This is a genomic window from Erythrobacter sp. (genome assembly GCF_023653175.1).
Classification (GTDB): Bacteria; Pseudomonadota; Alphaproteobacteria; order Sphingomonadales; family Sphingomonadaceae; genus Erythrobacter.
Genome location: NZ_JAMNXL010000109.1, coordinates 1 through 12,400 on the forward strand (window position 1 = coordinate 1; position 12,400 = coordinate 12,400).

Consider the following 12,400-nt stretch of genomic DNA (forward strand, 5'->3'; position numbering starts at 1 on the left):
GCAGGCCGGCAACACCATGCTCAAGCAGGAATTCGCCGCCGCAGATGCAAAGCGTGCTGCGGCGGGAACCAAGAAAGATTACGGGCCTTCCTTCTGACATGACCGATTATTCAGACCTCACCCTCGACGAGCTGCGCATCGCGCTCGCCCCCGACATCGCCGCCTCGGCCATTTTCGATGGCTGGAACGCAACTGCGCTCACCGCCGCCGCCGAGATGGCGGGGGTCGATGTGGATGTGGCAAAGCTCGCCTTCCCGGGTGCCAAGCCGATGGACATGATCGAGGCGTGGATCGCTTCGGTGGACGCGGCGATGACCGAGGAATGGCCCGCCGAACGCCTCGCCACGCTCAAGATCCGCGAACGCATCCGCACGCTGGTCGCCTTCCGGCTGGAAGCGGTCGCGCATATCGACGAGGCGGTGCGCCGCGCGCTGGCGATCATGGCCCAGCCGCAGAACGTGGCTCAGGCCCTCAAGCTCGGCTGGCATTCGGCCGATATCATGTGGCGGCTCGCAGGCGACACCGCCACCGATTACAACCATTACACCAAGCGCGCGATCCTCGCCGGGATCTACTCGGCGACGCTTGCGGTGTTCGTCAACGACGACAGCGAGGGCAAGGCCGACACCTACGCTTTCCTCGACCGCCGGATCGACGGGGTGATGAAGTTCGAGAAGGCCAAGGCGCAGCTGCTCGGGCGTGACCGCGAGCTGCCGAGCCTGACGCGGTTTCTGGGAAGGCTGCGCTACCCGGCGCGGTAGTTCCTGCATCAAGCAGCAAAGCGGTAGGCGATGAAAGCCTCAAGCAGCAAAGCGGTAGTCGACGAAAGACGGCTCCGAACTGGTGATTATCCCTAGGCTGCGCCTCGCGCCTGCTGCCGCTCTGCCCTATTGCCCGACTCGGATTCGCGGCGCATCCTGTGCAGCCGGGGATCAAGACATTGACGGGAAGGACATTTCGATGGCGGGTTCGCTCAACAAGGTCATGCTGATCGGCAATCTGGGCGCCGACCCGGAAATCCGCACCTTCGGCAATGGCGGCAAGGTCGCCAACCTGCGCATCGCGACCTCCGAGCAGTGGAAGGACCGCCAGACGGGCGAGCGCAAGGAAAAGACCGAGTGGCACACCGTCGCGATCTTCTCCGAAGGCCTCGTCAGCGTGGTCGAGCGCTACCTCAAGAAGGGCAGCAAGGTCTTCGTCGAGGGCAAGCTCCAGACCCGCAAGTGGCAGGACCAGAACGGGCAGGATCGCTACAGCACCGAAATCGTGATTCAGGGCCTCGGCGGCACGCTCACCATGCTTGACGGCGCCCAGGGCGGCGGCGGTGGCATGGGTGGCGGCGGCAGCGGTGGTGGCAGCTACGGCGGCGGGCGCTCGGGCGGCGGTGGCGGTGGCTGGGATCAGGGCGGCGGCGGCGGTGGCGGCTCGGGCGGCGGCTTCGGCGGCGGCGGCGGCGGGGCTCCTGCTGGCGGCTACGACGATATCGACGACGATATTCCGTTTTGACACAAGCGCTTGCATCGGGCTAGGAAGGCGTCTCCGGGTCGGGATCGAGGGGACAGCGTCGATGATTGCAAGGTTCTTGGCAGCAGGCCTCGCAATCGCTGTTCCGGCAGCGGCAGTGGCGGTTCCTCCGGCCCCGCCACCACCGCAGCGGCAGGCGCCAGCCGGCGATCCGATTTCCATCTCTATCGATTCGCCCAAGCGGTCCGTGATGCTGTGGCAACCCGGGGCACTGGCCTGCGCGGGGGCTCCCTCGTTGTCGACCGACGGGCTGATAGCGCCGACCCCGGTACCGATCGGCGCTGCGCAATTTACCGCGCCGTTCAGCAGCGTCACCGTCACCTTCGATCTTGATGCCGAGGGGCGGCCCTTCAGCATTACAGGCACCGCGGAGCCGCGTGCGAGGTTCTATGCGCTGGACATCATGCCCGCATTGCGCGCCAGCCGGTTCGCCGGCTCCGGCCCGAGGACCGGCTGCACCCTGACCTACACGCCCGAGGTTCTCGGCATCGCCGATGCGCCGCTCAAGGTGTTGGCACGCTACGGCGTCGCGCAGCGGGCGCGGCTTGAAAGGCAGATATGGGAGCGGTTCGCCGAGGGAGATTGCCACTCCGAGAAGCGTCTGGCGCCGCTCCAGATCGCCTATCCCGACTGGCGCAAGATCGAGCGCCGCGTGGGTGACCCGAAATGGACCTATGTCCGCTACGATGTCGATACCGGGGGCGTCCCGGTCAACCTTGCGACCGTGCTCAGTTCGGGCGACCCGGCGCTCGACGCCGAGGCGCAGCGGGCAGTGGCAGAGAGCCGCTATGCGGGCGGGCCCCGCACCGGCTGCGTGCGGATGTGGTGGCAAGGGCCGGAAACGGTGCCGGTGGCGCTTCCGGAATCGCCGGTCGGCAATCCGGCTTGCGAAATCGACGACAGGTGGGAGCGCGCGCCGCGTTTGACCTATCCGCGTCCTTACCAGAGCCGCGCGATCGAAGGCTGGGCGGCTTTGCGTTTCGACGTTGCGCCATGGGGCGAAATCGGCGCGGTCGAGGTGATCGAAGCCCAGCCCAGTTCCGAGTTTGGCGATGCCGCCATTGCCGTGCTGCGGGCAGCGAAGTTCAAGCCGCTCGACACCGGGCTCAAGGGCTGCGTCGACCGGGTCAGCTTCCGGATACGCAAGGATGCGGGCGAGGAAGCGGCAGGCGACCTGTTGTCGCCCGCCGATTAGACCGCCGATCCCGTCCAGCGCGGAGCCGGGCGCGGCCTAGTCCTTCTTGAGCCCCGCCAGCAGATCGGCGAGCGGGCCCAATTGCTCGCCCTCCTTCACGATTCCCGCCGCTTTCCGCGCGGCGTCGGCATTGGGCCCCTCGGCATAGGGGTCGATCGCAAGGCCGAGGGTCTGCGCGACCGCTTCGCCCAGATCGAACATCTCGCCTGCATATTCGATCTCGTCGCAATCATCGGCTTCGAGCTCGATCTCGTCAGCTTCCGCAGGCGCTCGCTGGCCGGTCTCGACGAACCTGAGATCGACCGGCTCGTCGATGGTCACCGGAAAATCCTCGCCGCTGATCGCGCAGGGCTGCTGGATCGCGGCATGGAGCCGACCGGTCGCGCGGATCGCGCCGGGGCGCTGTTCGAGGCTGACCTCGGCGCGCAAGGCTTCGACTGCGCCTAGCCCGAAGCGCGCCGCGAGGGCGGCGCGTTCATCGGGTGTCGCCTCGATCACCACCGGCCCGCCGGCGAGCGGGCGGGTCTTGACCATGCGGGTGAGTTCGGAAGGGGGAAGCGCAGCCGTCACCAAATCGCGCTCGCTTTCAACATTTCGGCATCGGAGAAGCGCCCCAGCCGCTCGAACAGCTTCATCAGCCGCTCTGCGACCGCGCGCGACGTTGCCGTTTCGTCGGCGCCTTGCGCAAAGGTCACGTTGCGCGAGACTGCGGCGGTGAGCTTGTCGAGATCGCCCGCATTGAGCGCGCTGCGATAGGCCCCGAGCCGCCCGCCGAGCACGCTCATCAGCTTGCCGATGCGCTTGCCGACGACCACGTCATTGACGCCGAATTCGCGCAGCTGCCCGTCCATGTCCTCGACGAACAATTCGGCCAGCAGCGCGCTTTCGGCGCGCAGCTCCGACGCCTCGATCCGCACCATCACGGTGCTGAGCACCGCGGTGATCATGTCGAAGCGGCCCGCGATCGAATCCGCCACGCGGCATTCGGTGTAGTAGACCGAATCGCGCGCCAACTCGATCACGCGGTGCCACAGCGGGCGCACGCCTTCGCGCGGGTCTGGGGCGGTGCCGAGCAGGCGGGAGAGGAAGGACATTGGACAAGGGCCTTTCACGGGGCGGGCAGGGGCAGCGCGCGGCTATCACGGCACCCGCACGTTTACGTTAACGCACGAGCGGCGGATGCGTTCAAGGCCCCGTTCCGTTCTGGCCGTTCAAGCAGCATTCAACCGCGCCCGCCCACCGCTTTGCCCATATGGTGCGTTGCATGCGGAGGCCTAGCCCCTTAAAGCACCCGGCGCGAGGGAAAAGCCGCAAGCGGCCCGAGAGATGGAAACGGACGGAATTTGGCGCAGACGATGAAGACAGGCGCGATCAACAAGGCTCGCACAGGTGCCGCGGTGCTGCTGGCCGCGGCGCTGCTGCCGGGCTGCGCCTCGATCCGCGAATCGCGCGGCTATATCGAGGATGCGACGCTCACCTCGCTGATCCAGCCCAAGATCGACAACCGCCAGTCGGTCGAAGGCACGCTCGGCCGCCCGACCTTCACCAGCCAGTTCGGCACGCCGACCTGGTACTACGTCTCCTCGATCACCGGCCAGCGCCCCTTCAACCGCCCGCGCATCCGCGACCATTCGGTGCTGGCGGTGACGTTCGATGCCAATGGCCGGGTTAGCGAAGTGAAGCGCAGCGGAGTGGATCAGGTGGTCTATCTCGACCCCAACGGCGACAAGACCCCGACGCTGGGCCGCGAGCGTGGCTTCCTCGAAGACCTGTTCGGCAATATCGGCCAGGTCGGCTCCACCGGGCTGGGCGGTGCGGCGGGCAGCGGGCCCAACGGGCAATAACCCCGAGGCCGGGGGCGCTTGAACGCCCGCTTCTGCGCGCCATATTGGCCGGGATGAGCAAGACATCCAACTCCCACGGGCTCGTGCAATGGCACGGCACCACCATCATCGGCGTCCGGCGCGCGGGCACCACGGTCATTGCCGGCGACGGGCAGGTGTCGATGGGCAACACCGTGATGAAGCCCAACGCCCGCAAGGTGCGCCGCATCGGTGACGGCTCGGTGATCGCCGGCTTCGCGGGCGCGACCGCCGATGCCTTCACCCTGTTCGAGCGGCTCGAGAAGAAGCTCGAGCAATATTCCGGCCAGCTGATGCGCGCGAGCGTGGCACTCGCCAAGGACTGGCGCACCGACAAGTATCTGCGCAATCTGGAAGCGCTGATGATCGTCGCCGATCATGACACGCTGCTGGTGCTGACTGGCAACGGCGACGTGCTGGAGCCCGTCGGCGACATTGCCGCGATCGGATCGGGCGGCAATTTCGCCCTCGCCGCGGCGCGCGCGCTTGCCGATTACGAGAGCGACGCCGAAACCATCGCCAGGAAGGCCATGGCGGTGGCGGCCGAGATCTGCGTCTTCACCAACGGCAACCTGACGGTCGAGACCGTCTGATCCCCTCCCTCTTCCCCGGACACGACATGGACAATCTCACCCCCAAGGCGATCGTCGCCGCATTGGACGAACACATCATCGGGCAAGCGGACGCCAAGCGCGCGGTCGCCGTTGCGCTGCGCAATCGTTGGCGCCGCCAGCGGCTCGGCGCGGATCTGCGCGACGAGGTGACGCCCAAGAACATCCTGATGATCGGCCCCACGGGTTGCGGGAAGACCGAGATCAGCCGCCGGCTGGCCAAGCTCGCCGAGGCCCCCTTCATCAAGGTCGAGGCGACCAAGTTCACAGAGGTCGGCTATGTCGGCCGCGATGTCGAACAGATCGCCCGCGATCTGGTCGAAGAGGCTATCCGGCTCGAGAAGGAACGTCGCCGCGAGAAGGTTCGCGAGGCTGCCAGCGCCGCCGCGATGGACCGCCTGCTGACCGCGCTGGTTGGCGACAACGCCTCCGAGGCGACCCGCGAGAGTTTTCGCCAGCGCATCGTCCAGAACGCGATGAACGATGTCGAGGTCGAGATCGAGGTGCGCGACACGCCCGCCGCCCCCTTCGACATGGGCAACATGGGCGGGCAGATCGGGATGATCGACCTCTCCGATATGATGGGCAAGGCACTGGGCCGCAAACCCACCCGCCGCCAGAAGCTGCGCGTGCCCGACGCTTGGGACCGGCTCGTTGACGAGGAGGCCGACAAGCGCCTCGATCAGGACGATGTCGCGCGCGCGGCGCTGCAGAACGCCGAAACCAACGGGATCGTGTTCCTCGACGAGATCGACAAGATCGCGGTCAGCGATGTGCGTGGCGGCTCGGTCAGCCGCGAGGGCGTGCAGCGCGACCTGCTGCCGCTGATCGAGGGCACCACGGTCGCCACCAAATATGGTCCGATGAAGACCGATCACGTGCTGTTCATCGCGTCCGGCGCGTTCCATGTCGCCAAGCCTTCGGACATGCTCCCCGAATTGCAGGGCCGCCTGCCGATCCGGGTCGAACTGCGCGCGCTGACCGAGGCCGACTTCGTGCGGATTCTATCGGAGACGCGCGCCAATCTCGTTGCGCAATACATCGCGCTGCTGGGCACCGAACAGGTGACGCTCGATTTCGCCGAGGACGCCATCCCCGCGATCGCCCGCATCGCCGCGCAGGTGAATGCCACCGTCGAGAACATTGGCGCGCGGCGCCTACAGACGGTGATGGAGCGATTGCTCGAGGAGATCAGCTTCGAGGCCGAGGATCATGTCGGCGAGACGATCACCATCGACGCTGCTTACGTCGAGGCGCGGCTCGCGGGGCTGGCGGGGAATACCGACCTTTCGAAGTACATCCTGTGATGAGCGGCGGGCCTGTCAGCGACCTTGCGGGGATGCTGGCGGGCATGGCCCCGATGCTGGACGACCGGCGCTGGGCCTTCGAGGTGGTGCAAGGCGAGCCGCCCGCCGAAGCCTTCGCGGTCATCCGCGAGGAGGAGGGCACCACCGCGATACTGCCCGACCTCGCGGGCGGTTTCGCGCGGATCACCCTGATGGTCCACTCCGCGCTCGGCGGCGTGGGTCTGACCGCAGCGGTCGCGGGCGCGCTCGCCGAGCGGGGGATCTCCTGCAATGTCGTGGCGGGGTTCCACCACGATCATCTGTTCGTGCCGTGGGAGCGGCGCGACGAGGCGCTGGCGATCCTCCAGCACCTCGCTGCCGCAGCCTGATCACTCGCCCAGGAGGTAGCGCTTCCAGAACACCAGCTGCGCCAGGAAGGCGTAATCGGCATTGGCCTTCTTGCGGAAGCCGTGGCCCTCGTCGGCGGCGACCAGATGCCAGGCCTCGCCGCCGTTCTTGCGGATCGCGGCGACCATCTGGTCGGCTTCGGACTTGGGCACGCGCGGGTCGTTGGCGCCGGTGATGACGAACATCGGCTTGGTGATCTCGCCGACGCGGGTGAGCGGGCTGATTGCGGTGAGCTTGGCGCGCTGCTTGGGATCGCGTTCATCGCCGTACTCGACCCGGCGCAAGTCCTGCCGGTAGGGGTTGGTGTTCTCGAGGAAGGAGACGAAGTTGCTGATCGCGACGATGCAGGTGGTGGCGGTGAGCTTGTCCTTCAATTGCACTGCGGCGGCATAGCACATGTAGCCGCCGTAGGAGCCGCCGGTGAGGCCGATCTTCGCCGGATCGACCGCCGGGTCGGCGGCGACCGCGTCGATCAGCGCGGCCATGTCCTTGACCGAATCCTCGCGCTTGAACGGGCCGTTATCGAGGCTGACGAAGCGCTTGCCGTAGCCGGTCGAGCCGCGCACGTTGGGGAAGAAGATGCCGACGCCGAGTTCGTTGAGGTAGTAGTTGTCGCTGCCCATGAAGCCGGCGGTGCTCTGGCCTTCGGGGCCGCCGTGGACGTCGACGATCAGCGGGCGCTTGCCCGGGAACTTGCCGGGATCGGGGAGGTAGAGGAGGCCCGAGACCTCGAGCCCGTCGAAGCTCTTCGTGGTGAGGATGCGCGGCTCGACATTCAGCCCCGCGTCGAGCCCGCCGGTTTCGGACTGGGTCCAGCGGGTGAGCTGCATCGTCTTGGGGTCAAGCGACCAGACGTCGGACGCGCTCTTGGCGGATGAGAAGGCAAAGCCGATCTCGCCCCACGGCGCGAAGCGAAGGCCGCCGATCTGTCCGGCGGGGAGGGCATCGACGCGGGTGACCTTGCCGCTGGCGACATCGAGCAGGCGCATCCGGTCGGAGCCGGCCTCGTTGACCTCGTAGACGATGGTGCTGCCATCGTCCGATATGGCAAAGCCGTCGATGTCCCAGCTTTCCGTGGTGACGGGGGTGAAGGCGCCGGTGGCGGGATCGAGCCGGCCGAGGCGCTGGAAGTCCGAATCCCGGTCGGTGGTCACCCACAAGGTGCCGTCGGGTGCGACCTCGAGCCCGCCATAGCTGACCTTGGCCTTGGGATCGCCGATCGGGGTCAGCGCGCCGGTGGCAAGGTCGAGGCGGTAGATGTCGACATCCTCGACCGAGCGGTAGTCTGCGACATAGGCAGCGGTGTTGTCTTGGGAGAAGGCGGCGATCGCCCAGCCGCCGCCCTTGCTCTCCCACACCATCCGCGCCGAGGCCGGATCGCGCGGATCCATGACGTAGAGGTCGGAGTCCACCCCGTTCCGACGGGTCGAGTTGAAGCCGATCAGCTTGCCGTCATGGCTCCAGGCGTTGATCTGGTTGCGGCTCTTGCCGTCGGTCAGCAGGGTGAGGCGGCCGTCCTTGAGGGTGTGGAGCTGGAAATACTCGTCGCCGCCGCGGTCCTTGGAGACGACGATCACGTCGCCCTTCACCGGAGCGTAGGAGCCGCGCACGGTCTCGGCCTCGAAGCTCAGCTGGGTGCGGGCGCCCATCGGCTGGGCGACGCGGTGGAGCTGCGAGACGTTGGCGAAGCGGGTGCTGATGAGGACGGCGCGGGCCTTGGGATCCCAACCGGCAAATCCTGCGCCGCGGGCCTCGAGATAGGGGCGCACGTCGGCGGCCAGCGCCTGCGGGATCGGCGGCATCTCCTCGGCGGTGAGCGCGGCCGGGAGCGGGACGGCGGGGTCGGGGGCGGCGGGCGCCTCCTGCGCGGCGAGCGGCATGGCGGTGGCGGCGAGGAACAGGGCGAGCAAACGGGCGTGACGCATGGGAACGGCTTCTCTCTATCGCGGCTGGACGCGCCCCCGGACAGGGGCCATGCGACGAGAGGTAACCTCCGCCGTGCAGGCAGGCAATCGGCTTGGCGATTACTCCGCGGCCTCGGCCTCGGCCTCCAGATCGTCATCGCGCCGTTCGCTCGCCTGGCGGTTCCACATTTCGGCATAGAGACCGCCGCGCGCGATCAGCCCGGGGTGATCGCCACTTTCGACCAGCCGACCGTGATCGAGCACCAGAATGTTGTCCGCGTCCGAGATGGTCGAGAGGCGGTGGGCAATCGCGATGGTGGTGCGGCCCTTGGCGATACGGCGCAGCGTGGCGAGGATCTCCTGCTCGGTGCGGGTGTCGAGCGCACTGGTCGCCTCGTCGAGCAGCAGGATCGGCGGGTTCTTCACCAGCGTTCGGGCGATGGCGACGCGCTGCTTCTCCCCGCCCGAAAGCTTGAGGCCACGCTCGCCCACCATGGTTGCGAAGCGTTCGGGCAGGCGGTCGATCAGCGGGGTCAGCGCGGCATCGCGCGCGGCCTGCTCGACTTGTGCCTGATCCGCGCCCTCCGCCCCGTAGGCGATATTGTAGGCAAGGTCCTCATTGAACAGCACCGAGTCCTGCGGGACGATGCCGATCGCGGCGCGCACCGATTCCTGCGTCACTTCAGCAATATCCTCGCCACCCACCAGCACGCGGCCCGAGAGCGGGTCGTAGAAGCGGAACAACAGCCGCCCGATGGTGCTCTTGCCCGCGCCCGAAGGCCCGACGATCGCGGTGGTCGATCCGGCGGGCACCTCGAAGCTGAGGCCATTGAGGATTGCGCGGCCCGGATCATAACCGAAGGTGACATTGTCGAACACGACCGTGGGGCGCTTCACGATCAGCGCGGGCGCGCCCGGCTTGTCCTTCACCTCGATATCGGTGTCGATCAGGCGGAACATCTCGCCCATGTCGATCAGCCCCTGGCGAATGGTGCGATAGACCCAGCCGAGCACGTCCAGCGGACGGAACAGCTGGATCAGCAGCGAATTGACCAGCACCAGATCGCCCACGGTCAGCGCGCCGGTGCTCCATCCCCAGACGGTATAGGCCATCGCTGCGCCCACCAGTGCGTTGGTGATCACCGATTGCGCCATGTTGAGCAGGCCGACCGAGTTTTCGGACTTCACCGCCGCCTCGGCATAGGCCCGCGCGGCGTGGCTGTAGCGCGCTTCCTCGCGCTTTTCCGCGCCGAAATACTTCACCGTCTCGTAGTTCAGCAGCGAATCCACCGCGCGGTGCAGCGCCTTGCCGTCGAGGTCGTTCATCTCGCGCCGCAGCTTGGTGCGCCATTCGGTGATCGCGCGGGTGACATAGACATAGAGGACGACGGTGATCGCGGTGGCCGCGACCAGCTCGATCCCGAAATTGATGTAGAAGATGACTCCCACCGCGATCAGCTCGACGATGGTGGGGGCAATGTTGAACAGCAGGAAATAGAGCATCTGGTCGATGCTCTTGGTCCCGCGCTCGATGATCTTGGTGACCTCGCCGGTGCGCCGCGCGAGGTGGAACCTGAGGCTCAGGCGGTGGAGGCGGTGGAACACGTCCTCGGCGAGGTGCAGCGTCGCGATCTGGCCGACGCGCTCGAAGGCGATGTTGCGCAGGTTGTCGAAGGCGACCGAGGTGAAGCGCCCCAGCGCATAGGCCGCGACCAGCGCGAGCGCGACCGTAAGCCCCTCGCGCGCGGTGCCCGCTGCCGAAGCCGACATCGCGTCGACCGCGCCCTTGTAGGCGAACGGCAGCGCGAGGGTGACAGCCTTGGCCGCCAGTACCAGCGCCATGGCAATCACGATGCGCATGCGTAAGGCAGGATTGTCGCGCGGCCAGAGATAGGGAAGGAAGCGCTTGAGCGTTGCCCAGCTCTCTACATCGCGCGCGCGAGTCTTATCACGGGGATCGGCGGCGGGTGCGGTTTCGGGTGGCATGGTCGGGGATGTGGGCCTCGCGGTGCCATCCCGCAAGGCGCGACACTCAGTAGCGTGCGCGGTAGGAGCCGCCGCGCTGGCCCAAGCGGATCGCGCGGGCGATGTCGGCGGGGACATCGAAGGCGATCCGCTTGCGCGCGAAATCGATCGCCACCCGGTCGAACAGCGCAAGGTGCTGCATGCCGATCGAGAGCACCGGCTCGTCATCGAGGCCAAGCGCCGCGAAGGCCGGAGCATCGGCAAAGGTCAGCGGCACATGGACGAGCGAGAGGCCCGCGATCGAAAGCGTGCGCACCACGGCAAGCTCGCCAAGGATGCCGACGCCGTTGACGTCGGTGGTGATGACCTCCTGCGCGCGGCGGGCGCGGATCTTCTCGCGCAGCGCGAGGTTGCCGAGACTCGCCTGCGCGCCGGTGTCGATGATGACGGTGGCGCGCACGCCCTCTACAATCGCGTCGGTGATCAGCAGCTGGCCGAGCCGACTCTTGGCGCGCACCACGATCTCGAACCCGCCGCGGCTCTCCTTCACGCTGGCGTCCTCGACGCTGATGGTCTGCGCGCGGAAGTCGATGAGGACGCGAAAGTCCTGGAGCGCGTCGAGCCCGATGATCCCGTCGGCACCGACATTGGCGCGCTCGAGCACAGGGGCGGTGAAATTAGTGTAGCTGTTGGTGCCGAATTCGATGCGCCCGACATTGGCAAGCTCGACCTCGCGGCGGCTGGCCATGCCGACGAGGGTGGCGGTGCCGGCCGGGGCGAGGCCGGCAAGCTCGCGGATCTTGTGCGTGACGGCGGTGGCCTGGCTGCCGGTGTCGATCATGAAGGCGAAGGGCCCTGTGCCCTCGACTCGCACGGGGAGGGTGAGGCGGCGGTAGCGTTCTTCCTCGAGCAAGAGGGTCTCGGCAGCGGGATCGACGATGCCCGCGGTAGCGGTGGAGGTGGCTGCGGGGGCGGGGGGAGAGGCTTCCGGCTCGGCGCCCGCCGGAAGGCTGGCCCCAAGCAGGGCGGTGGCAAGGATGAATCGCGCGGTCATGGCATCTCTCCGGAACGGCGGGGCGCTGCGGCCCGGTCCGTTGGCGCGATCCTATCACCAAGCAGGAGCGCTCCCAACAGGAGAGGACGAATCGTCCGGTCGCGTGAATCGGGCGCAGTTCCGACTGATTGGGGCAGAATCGCCGGTCAGGTCGATGCCCCAGGGAGTAAGGGGGGCTCAAAAGAGGCGATTCAGGGCCCGATTCACCCGGATTCGCAGCCGGGCATGGGGCATTCACCCCATGCGGCAGGGCGGAAAAAGGGCCGTAAACCGCCAAAAAATGGCGGAATTCTGCGGTTCTTGCGCGGCTCTGAAATAAAATTGCAAAAAGCCGTTGACCGAATCACGAACCGCTCATAGATGGGCTCCACCGACGCGGCGCTGACGGCTTCCACCGCCACCGCAACGCTCGGTCGCCAGCAAATTCGGATAGCCGGTCCCCCGGTGTAAATCGGGGAACCAAGCGCTGTCCGCTATTACTGTCTGGCGGCTCTTTGACATTGTTGGTTTTTGATGAAGGGACATGTGGGCGACGGCGCCCGGTCCGGGGACCTCAAGGCTCCGGTAACCGGTTAATTTAAGCCGATAGCC

12 protein-coding genes are annotated in these 12,400 nt (G+C 67.0%); 7 read left to right on the top strand and 5 right to left on the bottom strand.

Going from position 1 to position 12,400, the window contains the following annotated elements; translation table 11 throughout:
• The first annotated feature begins 98 nt into the window (after positions 1-98).
• The 3 genes from NBV68_RS12455 (at position 99) to NBV68_RS12465 (ending at position 2,719) form a co-directional block, all read left to right on the top strand.
• A complete protein-coding gene (locus tag NBV68_RS12455) occupies positions 99-761 on the top strand; it encodes a COQ9 family protein (protein WP_296310296.1) in 663 nt (220 codons plus the stop codon).
• A gap of 199 nt (positions 762-960) precedes the next feature.
• On the top strand, positions 961-1,506 hold the full coding sequence (ssb, locus tag NBV68_RS12460; protein WP_296310298.1) for a single-stranded DNA-binding protein: 546 nt from the start codon (positions 961-963) through the stop codon (positions 1,504-1,506).
• A gap of 208 nt (positions 1,507-1,714) precedes the next feature.
• Positions 1,715-2,719, top strand: coding sequence for a TonB family protein (locus NBV68_RS12465; protein WP_296310299.1), 1,005 nt, complete (start codon positions 1,715-1,717; stop codon positions 2,717-2,719).
• A 36-nt stretch (positions 2,720-2,755) separates the two neighbouring features.
• On the opposite strand, the gene NBV68_RS12470 is transcribed toward NBV68_RS12465, so the two are convergent.
• Positions 2,756-3,289, bottom strand: a complete 534-nt coding sequence (locus NBV68_RS12470) for a DUF177 domain-containing protein (protein WP_296310300.1) — start codon at positions 3,287-3,289, stop codon at positions 2,756-2,758.
• Positions 3,286-3,813, bottom strand: coding sequence for a ubiquinol-cytochrome C chaperone family protein (locus NBV68_RS12475; RefSeq protein WP_296310301.1), 528 nt, complete (start codon positions 3,811-3,813; stop codon positions 3,286-3,288). Before NBV68_RS12475 ends, NBV68_RS12470 begins: the two co-directional genes overlap by 4 nt.
• Positions 3,814-4,074: 261 nt before the next feature.
• On the opposite strand from NBV68_RS12475, the gene bamE reads away from it, so the two are divergent.
• The 4 genes from bamE to NBV68_RS12495 are packed head-to-tail and all read left to right on the top strand — an operon-like array spanning position 4,075 to position 6,867.
• Positions 4,075-4,563: an outer membrane protein assembly factor BamE gene (bamE, locus tag NBV68_RS12480; RefSeq protein WP_296310302.1), complete on the top strand. Its 489-nt coding sequence runs from the start codon at positions 4,075-4,077 to the stop codon at positions 4,561-4,563.
• 53 nt (positions 4,564-4,616) lie between these two features.
• Entirely contained in the window at positions 4,617-5,174 is a 558-nt protein-coding gene (hslV, locus tag NBV68_RS12485; protein ID WP_296310304.1) for an ATP-dependent protease subunit HslV, read from the top strand.
• 26 nt (positions 5,175-5,200) lie between these two features.
• A complete protein-coding gene (hslU, locus tag NBV68_RS12490) occupies positions 5,201-6,499 on the top strand; it encodes an ATP-dependent protease ATPase subunit HslU (protein ID WP_296310306.1) in 1,299 nt (432 codons plus the stop codon).
• Entirely contained in the window at positions 6,499-6,867 is a 369-nt protein-coding gene (locus NBV68_RS12495; protein WP_296310307.1) for an ACT domain-containing protein, read from the top strand. Before hslU ends, NBV68_RS12495 begins: the two co-directional genes overlap by 1 nt.
• Here the strand turns inward: NBV68_RS12495 and NBV68_RS12500 are convergent, their stop codons facing one another.
• The 3 genes from NBV68_RS12500 to NBV68_RS12510 form a co-directional block, all read right to left on the bottom strand.
• Positions 6,868-8,811 (bottom strand): prolyl oligopeptidase family serine peptidase, encoded by a 1,944-nt coding sequence (locus tag NBV68_RS12500; RefSeq protein ID WP_296310308.1) that lies wholly within the window; start codon positions 8,809-8,811, stop codon positions 6,868-6,870.
• 99 nt (positions 8,812-8,910) lie between these two features.
• A complete protein-coding gene (locus NBV68_RS12505; RefSeq protein ID WP_296310309.1) occupies positions 8,911-10,776 on the bottom strand; it encodes an ABC transporter ATP-binding protein/permease in 1,866 nt (621 codons plus the stop codon).
• Between the two features lie 46 nt (positions 10,777-10,822).
• Complete coding sequence (locus NBV68_RS12510; RefSeq protein ID WP_296310310.1) at positions 10,823-11,809, bottom strand: retroviral-like aspartic protease family protein; 987 nt, start codon at positions 11,807-11,809, stop codon at positions 10,823-10,825.
• Between the last annotated feature and the right edge of the window lie 591 nt (positions 11,810-12,400).